The 19734-nt window shown below is 60.5% G+C and carries 16 protein-coding genes; 8 read left to right on the top strand and 8 right to left on the bottom strand.

Translation table 11 applies throughout. The features are described 5' to 3' along the window. Positions 1-54: 54 nt before the first annotated feature. Both tamB and QUE41_RS13965 read right to left on the bottom strand, forming a co-directional pair. Positions 55-3804 (bottom strand): autotransporter assembly complex protein TamB, encoded by a 3750-nt coding sequence (tamB, locus tag QUE41_RS13970; RefSeq protein WP_286339632.1) that lies wholly within the window; start codon positions 3802-3804, stop codon positions 55-57. Then, on the bottom strand, positions 3801-5666 hold the full coding sequence (locus QUE41_RS13965) for an autotransporter assembly complex protein TamA (protein ID WP_286339631.1): 1866 nt from the start codon (positions 5664-5666) through the stop codon (positions 3801-3803). The genes tamB and QUE41_RS13965 overlap by 4 nt, the downstream gene beginning before the upstream one ends. 287 nt (positions 5667-5953) lie before the next feature. Here QUE41_RS13965 and QUE41_RS13960 point away from each other — a divergent pair, with 287 nt between their 5' ends. Further along, positions 5954-6967 (top strand): isoaspartyl peptidase/L-asparaginase family protein, encoded by a 1014-nt coding sequence (locus QUE41_RS13960; RefSeq protein WP_286339630.1) that lies wholly within the window; start codon positions 5954-5956, stop codon positions 6965-6967. Between the two features lie 36 nt (positions 6968-7003). Here QUE41_RS13960 and QUE41_RS13955 read toward each other — a convergent pair whose 3' ends face one another. Then, positions 7004-7369 (bottom strand): YybH family protein, encoded by a 366-nt coding sequence (locus QUE41_RS13955; protein WP_286339629.1) that lies wholly within the window; start codon positions 7367-7369, stop codon positions 7004-7006. A 111-nt stretch (positions 7370-7480) separates the two neighbouring features. On the opposite strand from QUE41_RS13955, the gene QUE41_RS13950 reads away from it, so the two are divergent. The 4 genes from QUE41_RS13950 (at position 7481) to QUE41_RS13935 (ending at position 11477) form a co-directional block, all read left to right on the top strand. Then, positions 7481-8329: a LysR family transcriptional regulator gene (locus QUE41_RS13950; RefSeq protein ID WP_286339628.1), complete on the top strand. Its 849-nt coding sequence runs from the start codon at positions 7481-7483 to the stop codon at positions 8327-8329. A 98-nt stretch (positions 8330-8427) separates the two neighbouring features. Continuing rightward, complete coding sequence (locus tag QUE41_RS13945) at positions 8428-8844, top strand: CBS domain-containing protein (protein ID WP_286339627.1); 417 nt, start codon at positions 8428-8430, stop codon at positions 8842-8844. A 178-nt stretch (positions 8845-9022) separates the two neighbouring features. After that, positions 9023-10720 (top strand): gamma-glutamyltransferase, encoded by a 1698-nt coding sequence (ggt, locus tag QUE41_RS13940; protein WP_286339626.1) that lies wholly within the window; start codon positions 9023-9025, stop codon positions 10718-10720. An 88-nt stretch (positions 10721-10808) separates the two neighbouring features. Beyond that, complete coding sequence (locus QUE41_RS13935) at positions 10809-11477, top strand: YiaD family glycine zipper/OmpA-like lipoprotein (protein ID WP_286339625.1); 669 nt, start codon at positions 10809-10811, stop codon at positions 11475-11477. Between the two features lie 40 nt (positions 11478-11517). Here QUE41_RS13935 and QUE41_RS13930 read toward each other — a convergent pair whose 3' ends face one another. The 4 genes from QUE41_RS13930 to QUE41_RS13915 form a co-directional block, all read right to left on the bottom strand. Then, a complete protein-coding gene (locus QUE41_RS13930) occupies positions 11518-12846 on the bottom strand; it encodes an IS4 family transposase (protein ID WP_286339624.1) in 1329 nt (442 codons plus the stop codon). A gap of 103 nt (positions 12847-12949) precedes the next feature. Then, on the bottom strand, positions 12950-13393 hold the full coding sequence (locus QUE41_RS13925) for a copper resistance protein NlpE (protein ID WP_286339623.1): 444 nt from the start codon (positions 13391-13393) through the stop codon (positions 12950-12952). 93 nt (positions 13394-13486) lie between these two features. Next, positions 13487-13795: a hypothetical protein gene (locus tag QUE41_RS13920; protein ID WP_286339622.1), complete on the bottom strand. Its 309-nt coding sequence runs from the start codon at positions 13793-13795 to the stop codon at positions 13487-13489. A gap of 132 nt (positions 13796-13927) precedes the next feature. Next, on the bottom strand, positions 13928-14305 hold the full coding sequence (locus QUE41_RS13915) for a DUF1294 domain-containing protein (protein ID WP_286339621.1): 378 nt from the start codon (positions 14303-14305) through the stop codon (positions 13928-13930). Positions 14306-14473: 168 nt separating this feature from the next. Here QUE41_RS13915 and hrpA point away from each other — a divergent pair, with 168 nt between their 5' ends. Continuing rightward, positions 14474-18352, top strand: a complete 3879-nt coding sequence (gene hrpA, locus QUE41_RS13910; protein ID WP_286339620.1) for an ATP-dependent RNA helicase HrpA — start codon at positions 14474-14476, stop codon at positions 18350-18352. Positions 18353-18424: 72 nt separating this feature from the next. Here the strand turns inward: hrpA and QUE41_RS13905 are convergent, their stop codons facing one another. After that, a complete protein-coding gene (locus QUE41_RS13905) occupies positions 18425-18709 on the bottom strand; it encodes a hypothetical protein (RefSeq protein ID WP_286339619.1) in 285 nt (94 codons plus the stop codon). Positions 18710-19002: 293 nt separating this feature from the next. Between QUE41_RS13905 and QUE41_RS13900 the strand changes: the two genes are divergently transcribed. After that, entirely contained in the window at positions 19003-19311 is a 309-nt protein-coding gene (locus QUE41_RS13900) for a hypothetical protein (RefSeq protein WP_286339618.1), read from the top strand. 36 nt (positions 19312-19347) lie between these two features. After that, complete coding sequence (locus QUE41_RS13895; protein WP_286339617.1) at positions 19348-19722, top strand: DUF805 domain-containing protein; 375 nt, start codon at positions 19348-19350, stop codon at positions 19720-19722. Positions 19723-19734: the final 12 nt, after the last annotated feature.

Below are 19734 nucleotides of genomic sequence, written 5' to 3'. Positions count from 1 at the left end.
GGGTTTATTAACTACCTCTAAAGTAATATTTACTTTCCGCTGATATTCAGTCGGTTACTCGATGTCGAAGCTGTAGTAGATATCCAGAGAGTCTTTGAGGGTGTTGTTGATCCCCTCGATCCACAAGCGGTTTTGCAGGTAGTAGCGCACCGTGACCTCGGTGATGGGCTCAAAGATGTTGACCCCGTATTTGAGGAAGATCTTCTCCCCCAGGTAGCCGCTGATGGCCACCTGGGTGTCGTCGCCATCCCCTTCGGTTCCGACCCGGACCTCACTGAAGCCCAGCTCTTCCCCCAGGGTGGAGAGCATGCCTCCGGTCTGGGCCAGGCCCAGATTCACCGCGGCCGAAGCCCATAGGGCGTTGCCGTTGTCTGTGCCGCCCAATCCCCGCCCCTGGGTGATGTAGGAGAGGATCTCCTGCTGCTCCATGCTGGGGTTGGAGAACAGGGTCATGGTGGGTTCGGTGACCACCCCGGAGAGGCGCACCCCGGCGATGACGTTTTCCGACTTGATCTCCCTGATCGCCTCCACATCCAGGGTGGGCAGGCTGGGGGGCCCGTTAAACAGCACCTTGCCCCGGCGTATGGTCAGTTGCTGGCCAAAGGCGCGGAACTTGCCCTGGTGCAGGCTGATGTCACCAAACAGTTGCGGCGTCTGATATGCCTTCTGTCTCATGGTGAGCTGGCCGCCGAGCCTGCCGCCGATCCCCAGGCCTTCCACCGTCACCTCGTCACCCACATTCAGCTGAATGTCCATGGCGAAGGGGGCCGGGGGCTCCGCTTCGGTATCGGGGCGGTTGTCGACAAACTGGACGTCATCGGAGAGGGCCACCCCTCCTTCGGGCAGTTGTGACAGGGTCAGGGCGGCCTTGGGAATGTCGATGCGGCCGGTGACCTCCATGGCGGTATCGTCCTTGCGGAACCTCAGGGTGGGTGACGCCTCGGCAATGAGCAGCGGGGGCTGCAGGATATCCAGTCTGTCCCCAAGCAGTTCGACGTCCGCATGCAGCGCGTCCTGGCTCCAGTCCAGCCAGCCACTGGCTTGAACCGGCCCATCGCCCACCATCAGCTCGGCGCCGATGTCCGCTCTCTGGCCGGTGAGATCCAGCTCTATCTCAATCTCACTGAGCTCGGTAGGGTTGGCCAGAGAGGCCAGACGGCCCTGTTTCAGATCCAGATCGCCGTTGAGCAGGGGGGTGGTCAAGTCCCCACCCAGGTCGAGATTGGCGGTCACCAGCCCCTCCAGGGCGGCGATGCGGGGCAGGGCTTTGGTCAGGGGCGTCAGGTCGAAGCTGTTGAGGGTCAACTCGCCGTTCATGGCATAGGGCGCCTGTGGGTCCAGATGCAGGCGGCTGCGGATCAGCGGGGCATCGTCGTCCAGCTCCAGGGTCAGATCCAGGCCGGCATCGGACAGGGTGGCGTCCAGGTCCAGTCTCTGCCAGGGCAGTTGCACCTGGGCCCGGCGCGGGTCGGCTTTGACCAGGACCGTCCCCTGATCACTGTGCACCTGGGCCCTGAGCTGGGGCAGCTGTCCCGGCAGCCAGGTGGTGTCCAGTTCGGCGGTCAGCTGAGTGTCTACGGAGAGTTGTGGCGGCAGCAGGGGTTGTGCCGTCCTGGGCAGATCCGCGGTCAGGGCCATCTTCACCGCGCCACCGCTGCCGACGTTGGCGGGAATGGGCAGACACAGGGTGGCGGCCGGGCCTTGCCAGCAGTGTTCGCTGATCACAAAGGCCTGACTGGCGAAGGAGAAGGTCACCGGCGCCGCCTCCTGCTGCTGCCATAAGCCAAGAGGGGTGGTCAGTTTGGCGCCAGAGAGTACCCCCTGCCACCAGGTAAACCTGGGGTCCAGTTTGCCTGCCATGGCCAGCTCTCCGCCCCAGGGGGTGGTGTCGCTGCCCTCCAGCCCGAGGATGGCGCTTTGCTCGGTGAGATCGCCATCGCCGTCCAGGGTGAGCAGGTTGAACTTCTCTCCGGCCAGATCGAGATCTGTGGCGGAGAGGTTCAGCATAAATCCGTGGTTTTGCCTGGGCTGGTACCACCCCTTGGCCATCAGCCGGTTTAGGCGCTGGGCATCGAACGCCAGTTGTTGGCCTTCAAGCTCCAACTGAATCTTCGGCTGGTCGGTGGCACCGCTGACCGAGAAAGCCACCTGCGCTTCCCCGCGGAGTCTGGGGTCCCAGCGCTCCAGGTCCGCCAGGGCCAGGTTACCCTGCATCTGCCACTCGGGCTCGCTGCCGCCGTCGGCCCTCAATTGGCTGCCGCGGTAGAGCACTTCCAGCGCCTTGGCCCTGGCTTTGCCGTCGCTGCTGGCGGCCAGGGTGCCCTTGAGGGTAAAGGGATCGTCGTCGAAACGTCCTTCGAGATTGGCCTGGCTGAGGCTGACGGACCAGAGCTTGCCGTCCCAGGCGCCCCGGGTCAGGCCTTGACCGCTGACCACCAGGGGCAGCTTGGGGCTCAAGGTCGCCAGCTCCAAGGCCCGGGTATTCAGCTGTGCCTGCCAGGAGAGCAGCTCGCCATATTGAAGTTGCCCCTTGAGATCGCCGCCCCCCCGTTCGCTTTCCAGGCTGGCCTGGTGCACCGTCAGCAGCCCGGGTTGATGCTCGAACTCGCCATTGAGTCTGAAGGCGGGGTAGTCCCACAACTTGCTGGCGCCCTCGATGGTGAGGCGCTGATGGCTCAGATCCCCAGCACTGCTGAGTCTGACCTCACTGACGCGGTAGTCTGGTGTGTCGCCGAAAGGCCAGCTCAGCCGCTCTGCGCCGAGTTGCAGCTGATAATCCAGAGTCGGCGAGGCCAGGGTGATCTCTCCAGAGGCCTGGGCCTGTTGTTGCCCGGTGGCGGCGACATCGAAACCCAGTTTTCCCAGGCTGCCATCGACGGTCAGTTGCAGCGCCTGGCCTTCGAGGCCCGGCGTCCAGGGCAGCTTGGCAATGGTGCCCTCTGCCTTGGCGTCCAGCGGCCAGGGCCCCTGGAAGTCGAGGCTGCCGTAGAGGCGGACACTGGCCCACTCATGGTCGGCCTCCAACTCATTCACCTGAAGCTGGGTGCCATGCCAGTTGGCGTCGAATTGCCCCCGTTGCAGCCTTTGGACCAGGTCGCCTATGGTGACCAGGCCTCGGCTCAGCTTGACGTTGTTGGCGTCGATGGGGAAGGGCAGGGCCACCCTGGGCAGGGAGGCCAGGGCCCAGGAGTCGGCGTCGGCCTCGGCCTCCAGCGGTGCTGACTCTGCTGGCTGGGATGCCAGAGGGATGTAGACAGCAATCTGGGTGGCATTGAGCCTGTTGACCTTGAGTTTGCTGGGGTCGAACAGGGCAGAGCCGGAGAGCTGGCCCATGGCGAAGTGCATGTCGTTGACCCGGACTCGCACCCGGCTCAGCTCCAGCAGCTTGGCCTCAATGGTAAAGGGCAGGCTGAAGTGGGGATCGGCCTCGGTCTCAGCCTCTGGTTGGGTGTCTGGTGTGGCGTCTCCTCCCAAGAGCTCGGTGTCGATGTCCACTGCCACGCCGTTGGCCATCAGGCGGTTGCTGCACAGGGTTTTATGCAGCAGGCAACTGGGGCGCCAGTCCAGGGTCAGCTTGTCCACGGTCACCGACAGCCCGTCGAGACCCCGGTAAGCGACCTGGCTCAGGTGCAGATCCCGGTTCAGGCGACCGCTGGCTTTCTCGATGGAGAGGCCGGGCACCAGGGTATCGGCGGCGGACACCACCAAGGCGGTGCCGCCTCTGGTGCCCACCAGCAGAGCCACCAGCACCAGGATGGCCAGGGGCACCCCGAGGAGGAAGCTGAGCAGACGCCGCCAGGTCATAGATCCGCTCCTATGGTGATGTGGATGCGCCATGGCGGATCGTCTTCACTGATGCCATAGCCCACATCCAGCTTGATGGGACCGACCGGAGAGATCCAATGGACCCCAAGTCCTACGGAATAAACCGGGGTAAAGTCATTGGTATTAAAGGCGTTACCGCCGTCAACAAAGGTCGCCAGACGCCAGGAGTCATTGAGGTAATACTGGTACTCCAGGCTGGCCACCGCCAGGTAGCGCCCGCCGACCACCGCCTCTCTGGTGTTGCCTTCGTCATCGATGATCTCCACCTTGGGTCCCAGAGACTGATAGGAGAAGCCGCGGATGCTGGTATCGCCACCGGCAAAGAAGCGCATGGAGGGAGGCACCAGCGGCAGGTCGGCGTTGTCCACCTTGGTCAGGCCGCCATCCAGACGAAGCACAAATCTGTGATTGTCCCAGGGGGTGTCCACCCATTTGAACTGCCCCTTTATCTGGGCCAGGGTCACGTCGGAGCCAGCGCTGTCGGAGGACACCTCCAGGCTGTAGATCTGACGAAAGCCACGCCTGGGATCCAGGGGAGAACCCCATCGCTTGGTCTTGGACCAGCTGATCCCCGGGAGAATCAGGCTGGACTCGAAGTCCCGCCCTCCGGTACCCCAGCGTTCCTCGAGCCAGCGCAGGTAGTAGTTGCGCAGCCAGCCATCATCCAGCCGGGTCTGTCGGCCCACCCTCAGGCTGTACTGATCGCTGTCGATGTTGCCGTACTGGTCCCGCTCCACCAGGGCGTTGATCACCATGACGTCGTTCAGGGGGTGATCCAAAGGGATGCGGTAGTTGAAGTTCATCTGCGGATTTTGGGAGAGCTCAAAGGTCAGCTCCTGGCTGTGGCCCGCCTCGTTGATTCTGGGGGTTCGCCAGGTCGCGGTGGCCCTGGCGCCGGTGTCCGTGGTGAAACCCAGACCCAGGTCCACCGTATGTCGGGCGGCTGGAGTCAGTTGCACTTCAAGGGGCACTTGGTAGTCCACCGCCTTATCGGTCTGGGGCAGTACCCGCACATCGCCGAAATAACCGGCGGACAACAGGTTGGAGTTGAATCGGGCCAGGGTGGTGGCGGCATAGGGGGCACCGGTTTCGAAGGGCACCATGGCGTCCAGCAGTTCGGGCTCCAGTTCGAAGGGGGAGAAGTTCACTTCACCGAGCCGGTAGCGGGTGCCGCTGTCATACACCAGGTAGAGGTCGGCGACATTGGTGTTCCGGTTGACCTCGAGCTTGGAAACCGAGAACTTCCCGTCGAAGTAGCCGCGCATCAGGCCTTCGGAGAGGATGCGGTTCTTCAGCTGTTGGTAGCGGCCGTGGTGCAGGATCTGCCCGGGTCTGAGTCTGGCATTTTCCACCAGGGCGGTCATCGCCGGGTCGGCCTTGGCATCCCCCTCCAGCCACAGCATGACATAGCGATAGCGAACCGGCTCCCCCGGATCCACCGTCAGGGTAACCGGCCAGATCGCCTGTTCTCGGTCGATGGTTACCTTGATCTGACCGTTGTAGTAACCCAGGGCCGCCAGTGCCTCCTGGGCGCGCTCCTCCAGGGTGAAGACGAAGGCGTTTCGCTCGGCGCTGGAGAGTGGCAGTGGGGTCAAATAGAGCTCGATATTGCGCTTTATCGGATCTGGTGCCCCGCGAACGCTCAGGTTCACCAGAGGTTCATCGCTCTTCTCCCGCTCCTTGAGCAAGCGGAATTTGCGTTTGCGCTCACTGTCTCCCTCCTGATCAGCGGACGCGGAGTCATTGTCCTGGCCCAACAGGGGAAAGTTCAGCAGATTGCTGGCCTGCACCGGCAACGAGGCGCACAGCAGCAGCCACAACAGCAGGGTTGCAGCTCTCATGGAACTCTCCGCAGCAACGGGAGTGGGCGTCGAGGGTACATTCCGGACGGGGACACGCTCATGGTAACCGGTAGTTAAAAGATAGCCTTGGCCGATAACAATTGGAAAAAAATCAGAAAATTAACTCTGTGTGACACAGCTCTCATGATACCCGTGTCCAGGCGCATCAGGCCAGAAGAAAAGGCTGATATCCGAGTCAGTTGCCGCCTGCGTATCCAATGGCGCCTGAAACTTGCGATGATGGTATGGTGTGAAACCTAACTGAATCATCACGGAAGAGCATACCCATGAGAATCTCCCTGTTGGCGGCTGCCCTGTGTTTGTGCGCCGCCCCCGTCCTGTCCGCGCCTTTGGCCATCGCCATTCACGGCGGCGCCGGCACCATAGACCCCAATAAGATGAGCCCGGAGACCGAGGCTCAGGTACGAGCCAAGCTGAAAGAAGCGGTGCGCACCGGTTATGCGGTGCTGCAGGAGGGGGGAAGCAGTCTGGACGCGGTGCAGCAGGCGGTACAGGTGCTGGAATCCAGCCCCCTGTTCAATGCCGGTGTCGGGGCGGTCTATACCTACGAGGGAGCCCACGAGCTGGATGCCTCCATCATGGATGGCCGTACCCTGGAAGCCGGAGCGGTGGCCGGGGTGCGTCAGGTGAAAAGTCCCATCGAGCTGGCCAGGCGGGTGATGACCGATTCTCCCCATGTGATGCTTTCGGGCCAGGGGGCGGTGGAATTCGCCCTGGATCAGGGGTTGGAGCTGGTGCCCAATCACTACTTCGATACCGACAGCCGTTATCAGAGCCTGTTACGTGCCAAGAAGAAGATCATGGAGAACCAGCAGCACACCAAGGATTACAAGGCCGCGGTGGACAGCCTGGATCCGGGCTACAAATATGGCACCGTGGGGGCCGTGGCCCTGGACAGTGACGGCAACCTGGCGGCGGCCACCTCCACCGGCGGCATGACCGCCAAGCGCTGGGGCCGCATCGGGGATTCACCGGTCATCGGTGCCGGCACCTATGCGGATAACGGCAGCTGCGCCGTCTCCGCCACCGGCCATGGTGAGTACTTTATTCGCTATAACGTGGCAGCAGACATCTGCGCCAGGGTGAAGTACCAAGGGGTCAGCATAAATAAGGCCGCATCCGAGGTGATCCATCGGGTGCTCAAGCCGGTTGGCGGCACAGGAGGGGTGATTGTGGTGAGCCCGAAGGGGGAGATTGTCATGCCGTACAATACCGGCGGCATGTACCGGGCCAGCATCGACAAGGCTGGCCAGGTGTCGGTGAAGATCTGGGAGAATTAACCAAGAGGGCCGGCAAGATGCCGGCCCTCATAAGTCTTAGCCCTGGGCCTCGAAGTCGTCTTCGCGCAGCAGTGCCTTGCCGTCGGCACCCATCACCCACAGCTCGCGGTGAATCACCCCCTGGGCCTTGTTCATCTTCCAACCTGAGGTGAGCAGGGCGCTGTGCTCATCCACCTGGGTTAACTGAGGCTCGATGTACTCTACCTCGGCAAAGCCATCGGCAATCAACTGGCGCCAGAACCCTTCGATGGCTTCACGCCCTTCGAAGGTGCCGAAAGGGCGGGCGTGCATCACCGCATCCTGCTCATACTGGGCGGCACAGCCGGCCGCGTCTCCGCGGTTAAAGGCGGCTTTCCATCGCTCACTGGCTTGTTTTACGGCATCAATCACGTCATGGCTCATCGGGGCATCCTCTTTGGTTTCAACTGGGATCAGAATAGGCCGGTGATTGCATTTGAAAAACAGGGATAAAAAGAACATATTGTTTAACTGAATTAAACAATGGCGATTGCAATGGATCACTTGCGACAAATGATGCTGTTCCGCACCCTGGTGGACAAAGGCTCCTTTACTTCGGCCTCGGAGGCATTGGGACTGTCCAAATCGGTACTCAGCCAGCACCTGAAATCTCTGGAGGGGGCCCTGGGCACCCAATTGCTTCAGCGTACCACCCGCTCTCAGGTACTCACCCCCACAGGCCGGGAGTTTTACCGCCAATGTTGCGACATCGGTGACAGAGTGTCCCTGGCCTGGGATCGGGCCAGGGAGAGCAGCGGTACCCTGGGGGGCTCCATACGCATCAGTCTGCCACACGCGCTGATGGAGCCGGTGTCTGCGGCCTTGGCGTCGTTGGTGTCGGCCCACCCAGAGATTGAGCCTGAACTGGTGACCCAGGACACCCAGGTGGATCTGGTGGCGGAAGGGGTCGATTTGGCTATTCGGGTAGGCAAGGTGCCCAGCAGCAGCCTGAAACAGAGACGCATCGGTCAGTTTCGCGAAACCCTGGTCATGGCCCAAAACTGCTCGCGTCAGGAGCATTATGTGGCCAATAGCTGGGAGGCCAGCCAGGTGGTGAGTCACCTGACTGGCCCAGAAGGGAAGCAGCGCCAGCTGAGCTTTGTTCCCAAGGTGCGGGCGAACGATCTGCCCAGTGTCCTGGCTCTGGTGAGGACAGGTTTGGGGGTGGCCAGGGTGCCCACCTTCCTGCTGGAGCGGGAAGCCAGCCTGACTCCCCTGCTGCCGGGCTACACCACCGAGCCTGTGGGCGTGTTCGCGGTGCACAGCTACCAACAGCCCCCAGCTCTGGTGCGGGCGGTGACTGAAGCTGTTGCAGAGAAACTCTTTGAGAAACCGGCAAGCTAATCGTACAAGCAGATTGCGTGAATCTTTTTTCTCCCCGAGGCAAAAACCGTTGTCAGGCACTATGGTTACAGTGAGTCACCATAGTTCAAGGGGAAACAATGGAATCGGTAAAAGTACAAGACTATATGGAGCGTCATCCCGTGTGGCTCTCCCCGGAAACGCCGCTCTCTGTGGCCGTCGATACCCTGCTGGAAGCTAAACAGCCCGGAGCGCCGGTCGTGGACGCCGACCATCATCTGGTGGGTTTCGTCTCTGAGCAGGATTGCCTGTCGGTATTGCTGGCGAGCAGTTATCACTGTGATATCACCGCCACCGTCGCCGACTGCATGCGCAAGGATGTATTGACGGTGACGCCCGAGGATTCGGTGCTGAGTCTGGCCGAATCGATGTTGGGACAAAAACCCAAAATCTACCCGGTGCTGGATGAGGACAAGGTGGTCGGCATCATCGATCGCAGCCGGGTGCTCAGTGCCATCAGTACTCACCTGAAAAGCTGCTTCCGCAACGCGGTGTAGTGGCCCTGTGTCCACATACCAAGGGGCGCCGCGGCGCCCCTTCTTGTTTTTACTCACCCCCGAATAGGGCATAACGCTTTGTAACAGTTAGTCGTTTGTTTTTTTATCGCCCGCTCTGACGGCGGGATCAACAGCTGGTAGTCTGAGCAGACTCCTACTGTTAACAGAGCGAAAAACAATGAAGAAGACCCTCTGTACCCTGGCGCTGACATTGAGTTGCCTGGCGCCGGCCCACGCCTTTGATCGGGTGACCGGCCATCATTTCGCCTCCCGTTCCGAGGTGCTGGCGCAAAACGGCATGGCCGCCACCAGTCAGCCTTTGGCCACCCAGGTGGCACTGGACATTCTCAAACAGGGCGGCAGTGCCGTGGATGCCGCCATTGCCGCCAACGCCATGCTGGGGCTGGTCGAGCCCACAGGTTGCGGCATCGGTGGCGATCTCTTTGCCATCGTCTGGGATGCCAAGAGTCAGAAACTCTATGGCCTCAACGGCTCGGGCCGTAGCCCCAAGAGTCTGACCCTGGAACACTTTCAACAGCTGGGCATGACCAGCATTCCCCCTTATGGCCCCTTGCCGGTGTCGGTGCCCGGTACCGTGGATGGCTGGTTTGAGCTCCACGGGCGCTTCGGCAAGCTGCCGATGAAATCGATTCTGGCTCCGGCCATCGATTATTCGGAGAAAGGTTTTCCGGTTTCTGAGCTTATTGCCTATTACATGAACCGCAGTGCGCCTCGGCTGAGCCCCTATCCCGGCTTCAAAGAGACCTTTATGCCCGATGGCAAGATGCCGCAGAAGGGGGAGATCTTCCGCAACCCGGATCTGGCCTACAGCTACCGGCTGTTGGCAGATGAAGGGCGGGACGCCTTCTACAAAGGGGAGATCGCCAGACGCATCGATGCTTACATGAAGGAGAACGACGGTTTCCTCAGTTACCAGGACCTGGCGTCTCATCGCAGTGAGTGGGTGGAGCCGGTGAAGGTCAGTTACCGGGGCCATGAGTTGTGGGAACTGCCCCCCAATGGTCAGGGGGTTGCGGCTCAGCAGATCCTTAAAATCCTGGAAGGGTACGACATCCAGAAGATGGGGCTGGACAGCGCCGAGTATGTGCACACCTTTGTGGAGGCCAAGAAGCTGGCCTTTGCGGACAGGGCCAAGTTCTACGCGGATATGGCGTTCGCCCAGGTGCCGGTCGAGGGACTGCTGTCGGAGGAGTACGCCGCTCAGAGGCGCAAGCAGATCGACCCCAAGCGGGCGGCGCGCAGTGTCGACCCGGGCAATCCGGCTCTGGGCCATGGTGACACCATCTACCTGACCACCGCTGACAGCCAGGGCAACATGGTGTCGCTGATCCAAAGCAACTATCGCGGCATGGGATCGGGGATGACCCCAACCGGGCTGGGCTTTGTACTCCAGGACAGGGGCCAGCTGTTCAACCTGACACCCGGTGAGGCCAACAGTTATGCCCCGGGCAAGCGTCCCTTCCACACCATCATTCCCGCCTTTGTCACCAAAGAGGGGAAACCCTGGCTCAGCTTCGGGGTGATGGGCGGGGCGACTCAGCCCCAGGCGCATGCTCAGATTCTGATCAACCTGTTGGACTTTGGGATGAACCTTCAGGAGGCGGGGGATGCCCCGAGGATACTCCATACAGGTTCCAGTCAGCCTACGGGTGAGACTATGAACGATGGCGGTGTGGTTTCCCTGGAAACTGGGTTCTCCGCCGCCACCCGCCGCAGTCTCATTGAGAAGGGCCATGTGCTTCAGGAAAATCTGGGCAGCTTCGGCGGCTACCAGGCGATCCTCTGGGACGAGACGAATCAAACCTACGTCGGCGCCTCGGAGAGTCGCAAGGATGGCCAGGCGGCGGGCTATTAAAACAGAGTAAAATTTACTGGGTTTTCATGTTTTGGCGGATATACTGCCGAGCATTAAAGAGAATCCAAGCAGTTTTTGGGGAAGTTCTATGACTCTACGTATTCGTACCGCAGCCCTGGGCCTCAGCGCTCTGGTGGCCATCAGCGGTTGTACCACCCTGGATCCCTATACTCGGGAAGAGAAAACCGCCAACGCCACCGTAGGTGCCGGCATTGGCGCCATCACCGGCGCCATCATCGGCGCGGCGGTGTCCAGCAAGAGCGACCGGGCCAAAGGTGCCCTGATCGGCGCTGGCATCGGTGGTCTGGCCGGCGGCTCTGTGGGTTACTACATGGACCAGCAGGAGATGAAGCTGCGCCAACAACTGGAGGGCACAGGCGTCAGCGTGACCCGGGTGGGCGATCAGATCATCCTCAACATGCCGGGCAACGTTACCTTTGACACCAACCAAGATCAGCTCAAGGCGCAGTTTTATCCCACCCTCAACTCAGTCGGCCTGGTGCTGAAGGAGTTTGAGAACACCCTGATCACCGTTGCCGGACACACCGACAGCCGGGGTGAGGCGGATTACAATCAGAAGCTGTCCGAGCGCCGTGCGGCCAGCGTGGCCAGCTATCTGGTCAATCAGCAGATCCCCTATCAGCGGGTGGCGGCTGTGGGTTACGGGGAGAGCCGTCCCATTGCCGACAACATCAACAAGGCGGGTCGGGCGCAAAATCGCCGGGTGGAGCTCACCCTGGACCCCATCGTCCGCTAACACCATTCAAAAAGAAGCCCGGCATTGGCCGCAATGCCGTTCACTTAAGCGGAGCGGCATTGCGATTCACCGGATAACGGGTTTTGGATATCTTTACCGCCCTGGGCCGTGATGGCCTGGGGCGTTTTTCTATGAACAGGGTCGCGACCGAACCCCTAAGTGCTGCAAGCCTCTTGCCCGTATTCCCCGGCGACACTGCACCTGCCATTGAGATCAGCTGAGTCGCGATAAATTGATAAGCGAACTTGAAGCTTATCTCTTGCGGGGAATGTCCATTTTCGACCGCAGCCTGGCTCGCCTCACGCCGGATCAGGTTATAACCCAGCAGTAGCCCCCATAGCTCCTGGTAAATCAGGCCGACTTTTTTACTTCTTAAGGTAATTGCATTGCCTTGCATCGAGCTTTTGATGTCTCGAAATCCAAGCTCAATCTCCCAACGTTGGTGATACAGGGTTGCCACTTGGTGGGCGCTGTACTGCTTGGCCGGCAGCGAAGTTAGCACTGTCTTTTCCTGTTCGCCGACTTGGTAAGTCACGGCCCTGGCTCGCCAGTAAGCTGGCAACTCTGGGTTAGCCTTGCGGGCCTGCGCAGAGACCTTCATTTCCAACAGACGATCACCCTCAGCGTAACTTTCCACAACCGTATACGAGAGCCTGCTGCGCTCAGGCAGCAACCAATGACGGTTATGGCCCTCCGTGCTGATGTTCAGCAGCAGGTTGGCGCTGAAAAACCCCTTATCCAGCAAAGTGACCGAATTATCGGGCAGCGCATCGGTAAACGTCGCTGCCAGCGGTACTTCGCCCCGACGATAGGGGCTGATGGCGGCGTTCATGATGATGTGCGAACGCACGTTCATCAATGCCACCAGCCGCAGCATGGGAAACGGAGTTTGCCTTTCTGATGATGTATTTCCTGAACCAAAATGCGCCCTAAGCTCTGGAGTCTCCGGTGTTCTGAATAGAGCACCATCCACCGCAAACAACTGCAGGCCGTGCCAATCATCATCGGGATAACGCTCCGCCCCCCAATGGCCAGCAGACTTTTTGAATAACCACTCTGATGGCTCATCTCCCAAGCGTTGGCGGGCTTGCGATAAGGCACTGGGCGCCAGCAGTTCATCATTGGCCAGCCCGTTGGCGCAGATGTTGAGTTTCCTAGCGACTTCGGAGATGGGTTCGTCCCGAAAGAAAGCCATGCCAATGGTTAACCAGAGCACCATGTCTGAAGGCAACCGGCGACGCCGGATTGTGGCTTGGGCCGACAATCCTGTTGCCGCTTCAATCCACTCTACAGGTAGGTGCTCGGCAAAGGCTGAAGGAGAAGCATCATGGCTGTCCATGACGTCGTTGAGGGCGGCTGCAATAGACATAAAAAAATCCGGTTCCATTCACTGGAACCGGATTGTCCTATGTTCAGAGGATCGGTCAACCGATCCTTATCTGATCAGCATTGCGGCATTGGCCGGGCTTTTTTTATCGAATTTTCTCCAGCCAGTAACGGTTGGCATTGAGCCCTTCGATGACCCGGGCCTGATTATCCAGACGTTGCAGCCGGTTTTCCGTGACCCGGTAGTGGGCCGGGGCGGCTCTGTCCCTGGGAATCATGATGCTGTTGCCCGAGTTGTGCCATTGGAATTGCCCTTTCAGATCACTGCCGTTGTTGCGGCGTCCCAGATAGATCTGTTTCAGGTGGTAACGGCCATCGGCGAACAGGGTCAGTTCGGTGACGATGCCGTCGCAATCCGGGCAGGGCAGGGTGCCTCGATAGGTGCCGCTCCAGTCCAGAGCGTTGTGTGCATTGTGGCCGTCAATGACCGTAGGCGGAGGTGAGTGTTTTATGATGTTTACCGGGCGCTGTTCCGGGGCGGCGCAGCCCACGAGGAAACAAGCGGAAGTGAGTAGTATCAAGGCTTTCATCAAGCCCTCCGAGGTTATCCTTAACCTCTTTAAGCTGGAACAGTTCGCCTCGGAAATCAAGGGCGGAGATCAATCATCCGCCCAAATTTCCCCCTATCCGAACAGCCCCAGGTAGAGAGCTCGGGTGATGGCGATGTTGGCCATGGTGTCCAGCACTATGATGGCCCACTTCAGGGCGGGGTGCCTCTTTTGCAGGATAAAGGAGGGCACGGCCACGGTCAGGGGCAGCATCACCAGCCCCAGCGCCAGGAACAGCAGCCCGCCGAGGATGCCGGAGGGCACGCCAGAGCCGTAGATCAGCACCAGGAAGATGGCGATAAAGGTAAACATGACACGGCGGGAGGTTTTGGTGGCCGCGGTGCGCTGCTCGGGATCCTGCAGCAGCTCTTCAATGGGAGTCATACCCGGTTCTCACTCTAAAATGAACTGTCCGTACCCTATGCAAAGGCGTGGTCTATTTCAACACCGGTGAAAAGCAAAGGGGTTGTCTGATCACGTTTTGACCGCATTTTGGGTGCTGGCAGTGGCGATCTCTCAGGGGGGAAACAAACCGCGCCATAGGGGCATCAGGTTGCGGCCACTCAGCCAAAGCCACTCCACCAGTAAGCAGGCCTGCACCAGGCCAATGGTCCAGAAGGCGACCTGGAAGGGCCGCTTGCGGGTTTTATGACGCCAGAGCTGTTGCCCCAGAAGCGCCCCGGACCAGCCACCCAGCAGGGCCACCAGATGCAGCACCATCTCGGGAATCCGCCACTGACCGTGACGGGCCCTGTGCTTGTCCACACCATAGAGACACAAAGCCACCAGGCTGGCGGCGGCCCACCAGAGCAGGGGCCAGTGATGGGTGAGCAGGGCAGGCCAGAGTATCAGCAGAGGCAGGGCGGCGAGGGTCAGGGTCAGTCCCAGGGGCATCTTTTTCTCCATGAATTTGAAACTCTGGACCCGGCAACCCTAACTCCGGGGGCCAGGCAACTCAAGAACTGGTGGCTTTTTAGACCCTTGGTTGCCGACGGTTTCATCAGACCATTGGGCGCAGGCCCTGAAACTGCTAAGATCCGTCGATTCACATCAGCCATTGGGATGTCCAACTTGAGTAACCCCTTTTCGCCCCAGCAACTCGCCCTGTGCATGCAGCAGGACGCTGCCACCATTCGTCGCCGCTTGAGCGGCATGAAGAAGCTCAAAGATGCCGGCAAGCGCCAGGCCATCCAGGAGCAGCTGCAGGGCCTGCTTGAGACCAGTCAACAGCGGGTGATTGCCCGTCAGTCTGGTCTGCCGGCCATCGAGTATCCGGATCTGCCGGTCAGTGACCGCCGTGACGAGATAGCCGAGGCGATACGGGACAACCAGGTGGTGATTGTGGCCGGTGAAACCGGGTCCGGTAAGACTACTCAGCTGCCCAAGATCTGTCTGGAGCTGGGCAGGGGCACCCGAGGCCTGATTGGCCATACCCAGCCGCGTCGCCTGGCGGCCCGGGCGGTGGCCAGCCGCATCGCCGATGAGCTCAAGAGTCCCCTGGGCAACCACGTGGGCTTCAAGGTGCGCTTTGCGGATCAGACCAGTGGCGACAGCTACGTCAAGCTGATGACCGACGGCATCTTGCTGGCGGAGATTCAGCATGATCGCCGCCTGGACCAGTACGACACCCTGATCATCGATGAAGCCCACGAGCGCAGCCTCAATATCGACTTCATCCTGGGCTACCTCAAGCAGCTGCTGCCCCAGCGACCGGATCTCAAGGTGATCATCACCTCGGCCACCATCGACGTCGACCGTTTCTCGCGCCACTTCAACGATGCCCCGGTGATCGAGGTGTCCGGCCGCACCTATCCGGTGGAGATGCGCTACCGGCCCCTGGTGCGCGACGAAGAGCGGGATCTCGACCAGATGGAGGGGATCTTCCTGGCGGTGGATGAGCTGTGCGCCGAAGGGTTGGGGGACATCCTGATCTTCATGAACGGAGAGCGGGAGATTCGCGACACCGCCGATGCCCTGCGCCGCCGTAATCTACGTGACACAGAGATTCTGCCCCTGTTTGCCCGGCTCTCCCACGCCGAGCAGGCGAAGATCTTTGCCTCCCACACCGGGCGGCGCATCGTGCTGGCCACCAACGTGGCGGAAACCTCGCTGACGGTGCCCGGCATCAAGTACGTCATCGATCCGGGAACGGCACGCATCAGCCGCTACAGCTACCGCACCAAGGTGCAGCGGCTGCCCATCGAGCCGGTGTCCCAGGCCAGTGCCAACCAGCGCGCCGGTCGTTGCGGCCGGGTCTCCGAAGGCATCTGTATTCGCCTCTACAGTGAGGAGGACTTCAGCGGCCGTCCCGAGTTTACCGACCCGGAGATCCTGCGCACCAACCTGGGCTCGGTGATCCTGCAGATGCTGGCCCTGGGGCTGGGCGACATCGCCGCCTTCCCCTTCGTACAGCCGCCGGACAACCGCCACATCAACGACGGCATGCGCCTGCTGGAGGAGCTGTCCGCCATCGAGGTGCACAAACACCAGCCCCGGATGACCAAGCTGGGCCGACAGCTGGCCCGCCTGCCCATCGACCCGCGTCTGGCCAGGATGATCCTGGCGGCCAAGCCCTATGGCTGTGTGCATGAGGTGATGGTGATCGCCAGTGCGCTCTCCATTCAGGACCCCCGTGAGCGGCCCATGGACAAGCAGCAGCAGGCGGATGAGAAGCACCGGCGTTTCGCGGACAAGGAGTCGGACTTCGTCGCCCTGCTCAACTTGTGGGACTACCTCAAGGAGCAGCGCAATGAGCTGTCCACCAACCAGTTCCGTCGCATGTGCCGCACCGATTTCCTCAACTACCTGAGGATACGTGAGTGGCAGGACCTCTACAGTCAACTGCGTCACTCCCTGTCTGAACTGGATATGAGCATCACCATCGGGGAGAAAGCCGGTTACGAGCAAATTCACCGTGCCTTGCTGGCGGGCCTGCTGTCCCACATCGGCTCCAAGGAGCCGGAAGGCCACTTCAAGGGCGCGCGTAACAGTCAGTTCCATATCTTCCCCGGTTCGGCCCTGGCGAAGAAGTCTCCCAAGTGGGTGATGGCCGCCGAACTGGTGGAAACCAGCCGCCTGTTTGCCCGGATGGTGGCCAAGATCGATCCCCTGTGGGTAGAGCCCCTGGCGGAACATCTGGTCAAGCGCAGCTACGCCGAGCCTCACTGGGAGCAGAAGCCTGGCTCGGTGATGGCCTTCGAGCAGGTCTCCCTGTTCGGGGTGATCGTGGTGCCCAAACGTAAGGTGCAGTACGGCCCCATCGACCCGCTGGAGTCGCGCAACATCTTCATTCAGCAGGCGTTGGTGGGCGGCCAGTTGGGCGCCAATGAGGCCTTCCTTAAGGAGAATCTGGCCCTGATCACCGAAGTGGAGGAGCTGGAACACAAGTCCCGCCGCAGGGACATCCTGGCGGACGATGCCACCTTGCAGGAGTTCTACGAAGAGCGCATTCCCGAGGGGATCTACACTCGCCAGCTGTTCAGAGGCTGGTGGAGCAAGGCCGGTGCCAAGGACAAGGAGCTGCTGAATTTCTCCAAGGCGCTGCTGATGAAGCGGGATGCGGGCCACGTCGGCGAGCTGGACTTCCCGGATCACTGGTACCAGGAGGGGCTGGTGCTGCCGGTGACCTACGCCTTTGAGCCCGGTGAAGTGGACGACGGCGTATCGGTGCACATCCCCCTGGCCCTGCTTAACCAGGTGCAGGAGCAGGGGTTCGATTATCTGGTGCCCGGTCTGCTGCATGAGAAACTGGTGGGACTGATCAAGAGCCTGCCCAAGGCGATGCGACGCAACTTCGTGCCGGCGCCCAACTACGCCGATGCGGTGCTGCAGGTGATGGAGCCTCACCAGATGCCGCTGCTCGATGCCCTGTGCAGGCACCTGCTGAGGATGACCGGTGTCCGGGTTGAGCCGGACGCCTTCGACCTGTCCGCCCTGGATACCCACCTGGTGGTCAACTTCAAGGTGGAGGACCACCGCGGCAAGGTGCTGGCCCAGGGCCGGGATCTTCATGAGCTTAAGCATCAGCTCAAGGGCCAGGTGCAGACCGCCATCGCCAAGGTGGCGGACAAGGGCATCGAGGCCGAGGGGTTAACTCAGTGGGATTTCGGCAGCTTGCCCCAAAGCTATGAGCGCAAGCAGGGCAACTACAAGGTTAAGGCCTACCCGGCCCTGGTGGACAGCGGCGACAGCGTGGCCATCAAGCTGTTCGATGACGAGTCCCGGGCAGCGACGGCCAACCGCGCCGGACTGCGCAAGCTGCTGCTGATCAATGTGCCCAACCCGGTGAAGTACCTGCAGAAGTCCTTGCCTAACAAGGCCAAGCTGGCGATGTATTTCAACCCGTTTGGCAAGGTGGATTTGCTGATTGACGACTGTATCCACTGTGGCCTGGATCAGCTGATCGACGGCCACCCTGACTCGGTCAGAGACCCGGATGCATTTGAGAAGCTCAAGGAGCAGGTGCGCGGTGAGCTGGGTGACACCGTCGTGGCCATCGCCATCAAGGTGGAGCGGGTGATGACCCTCAGTCATCAGGTGAAGAAGCGCCTCAAGGGTAAGATGGATCTGCAGACTGCCTTCGCCATGTCGGACATTCAGAGTCAGCTGGACGGTCTGGTCTACAAGGGATTTGTCCGTGACACCGGTTGGCAGCGGCTGGATGATCTGGCCCGCTACCTGCAGGGTATTGAGCGCCGACTGGAGAAGCTGCCGGTGGACCCCAACCGGGACAGGCTGCATCTGCTCAAGATTCAGAAGGTGCAGGAAGCCTATCAGGGAGCGCTGAACAAACTGCCCAAAGGGGTGGCGCCGTCTGCTGAGCTGGCGGAGGTGCGCTGGATGATTGAGGAGTATCGCATCTCCAGTTTCGCCCAGACCCTGGGCACCAAGTACCCCATCAGCGATAAGCGGATCATGATGGCGATTCAGGAAGCCAGCTAGTCCGTATCAGGGAAAAAGAGCGCCAACGAACAGGGCGCAGACCAAGGTCTGCGCCCTTTTTTATGTATGAGTCTAAAAAGGCTGCTGTTTGGCCAGGTTCAGGGCCATCTGCTGCAGGTATTTCCGGGCGAAGCGGGCCGCGATCACCTCGTCGTTCTCCACCTGTGGCCGGGACTCTTGTGGGGCCAGAACTTCCACCGCATGTCCCAGTTTTTCCAGCTCCTGCAGGCTTTCCACCCGCCCCTTGCGCAGAGCGATGGAGAGCTGCATCCAGCACACGGCGTTGCAGTGGTCTCCTCGGGCCTGGCAATCCGCCGCCCGTTTCATGCAGTCGGCGGCAATGGTTATCCTTCTCATGGGCACGTCCGCTATTGTGATTTTGCGGCCTGAATGCGACACCCCCTGTGATCGCCTGGCCATATTGCTCTGCCTCAGTCCCTTGAGGCCTTTTAGTTTAGGCGATCTTTAGCGCCCCTGTGTCCACCACAAGGCATGATTGACAGGGCTTCGCCCTAACCCTCTGAGTGGTCAAGGATTGACCATTGGGCTTTTCTGTATCAGAGTGGAATCTGCTGTTGAATCTAGATTCTGTTGTTGAGGCCGCCCCGGCTCGACTCGGCCGGGTCCGGCTCCTGATAGAGGAGGCCAGGATGGCCTTTGAGTGGGTAACAAACAGGCTGTGCCGCAGGCACCGAATCTCCACAGAGCACATCAATCAGGGCCACTGCTACGAGTGGGCGTCCCTGGCCGCTCAGCGCTGCCCCAGCGCCCAAATCTTCTATGTACGCCGGCTGATGCCCCACGCCTTCATCTATTTCGCCGGACTCTGGTTTGATGCCGACACCCCCAAGGGCGTGCGAGACTGGCGTGCCCTGCCGCTGTTCAAGGGATGCCAAGGCCTGCTCAGGGAGCAGGGGGTGATATGCTGGGTGCCCGGCGATCGATTTTGGCTAAACTAAGTCTCAGATATTCGAGGAGAGCTCCAGGGGGACTGGATGAAATGGTACCTGATGGCATGGCAACGCTGCCTGCAATTCAGTGGCCGGTCGCGCCGCACCGAGTACTGGATGTTCCTATTGCTCAACATTCTGGTGGCCATCGCCATCGCCCTGGTCGATCTGATGTTGGGCACGGTGGATGAGCAGACCAAGACGGGCACCTTCAGCACCTTCTACTCCTTTATCGTTATCCTGCCGACTCTGGCGCTGACCGTCAGGCGGCTGCACGATACCGGGCGAACAGGTTGGTGGGTGCTCATCAGCCTGATCCCCGTGCTGGGGGTGATCGTCTTGTTGGTGTTTATGGCTCTGGATGGCGAGCCGGGAAACAACGACTACGGTGCCAACCCCAAGGCCGGAATGGCATTTTGATCCTCATCGCCC

Origin of the sequence: Ferrimonas sp. YFM, assembly GCF_030296015.1 — a bacterium.
GTDB lineage: Bacteria > Pseudomonadota > Gammaproteobacteria > Enterobacterales > Shewanellaceae > Ferrimonas.
Note: the sequence above shows the minus strand (reverse complement) of the source record. Positions and strands in the feature narration are given on the sequence as shown.

Excerpts from the sequence above, each read along its gene's own strand:
- tamB (WP_286339632.1), bottom strand. The coding sequence starts at position 3,804 with ATGACCTGGCGGCGTCTGCTCAGCTTCCTCCTCGGGGTGCCCCTGGCC.
- QUE41_RS13965 (WP_286339631.1), bottom strand. The coding sequence starts at position 5,666 with ATGAGAGCTGCAACCCTGCTGTTGTGGCTGCTGCTGTGCGCCTCGTTG.
- QUE41_RS13960 (WP_286339630.1), top strand. The coding sequence starts at position 5,954 with ATGAGAATCTCCCTGTTGGCGGCTGCCCTGTGTTTGTGCGCCGCCCCC.
- QUE41_RS13955 (WP_286339629.1), bottom strand. The coding sequence starts at position 7,369 with ATGAGCCATGACGTGATTGATGCCGTAAAACAAGCCAGTGAGCGATGG.
- QUE41_RS13950 (WP_286339628.1), top strand. The coding sequence starts at position 7,481 with ATGGATCACTTGCGACAAATGATGCTGTTCCGCACCCTGGTGGACAAA.
- QUE41_RS13945 (WP_286339627.1), top strand. The coding sequence starts at position 8,428 with ATGGAATCGGTAAAAGTACAAGACTATATGGAGCGTCATCCCGTGTGG.
- ggt (WP_286339626.1), top strand. The coding sequence starts at position 9,023 with ATGAAGAAGACCCTCTGTACCCTGGCGCTGACATTGAGTTGCCTGGCG.
- QUE41_RS13935 (WP_286339625.1), top strand. The coding sequence starts at position 10,809 with ATGACTCTACGTATTCGTACCGCAGCCCTGGGCCTCAGCGCTCTGGTG.
- QUE41_RS13930 (WP_286339624.1), bottom strand. The coding sequence starts at position 12,846 with ATGTCTATTGCAGCCGCCCTCAACGACGTCATGGACAGCCATGATGCT.
- QUE41_RS13925 (WP_286339623.1), bottom strand. The coding sequence starts at position 13,393 with ATGAAAGCCTTGATACTACTCACTTCCGCTTGTTTCCTCGTGGGCTGC.
- QUE41_RS13920 (WP_286339622.1), bottom strand. The coding sequence starts at position 13,795 with ATGACTCCCATTGAAGAGCTGCTGCAGGATCCCGAGCAGCGCACCGCG.
- QUE41_RS13915 (WP_286339621.1), bottom strand. The coding sequence starts at position 14,305 with ATGCCCCTGGGACTGACCCTGACCCTCGCCGCCCTGCCTCTGCTGATA.
- hrpA (WP_286339620.1), top strand. The coding sequence starts at position 14,474 with ATGTCCAACTTGAGTAACCCCTTTTCGCCCCAGCAACTCGCCCTGTGC.
- QUE41_RS13905 (WP_286339619.1), bottom strand. The coding sequence starts at position 18,709 with ATGAGAAGGATAACCATTGCCGCCGACTGCATGAAACGGGCGGCGGAT.
- QUE41_RS13900 (WP_286339618.1), top strand. The coding sequence starts at position 19,003 with ATGGCCTTTGAGTGGGTAACAAACAGGCTGTGCCGCAGGCACCGAATC.
- QUE41_RS13895 (WP_286339617.1), top strand. The coding sequence starts at position 19,348 with ATGAAATGGTACCTGATGGCATGGCAACGCTGCCTGCAATTCAGTGGC.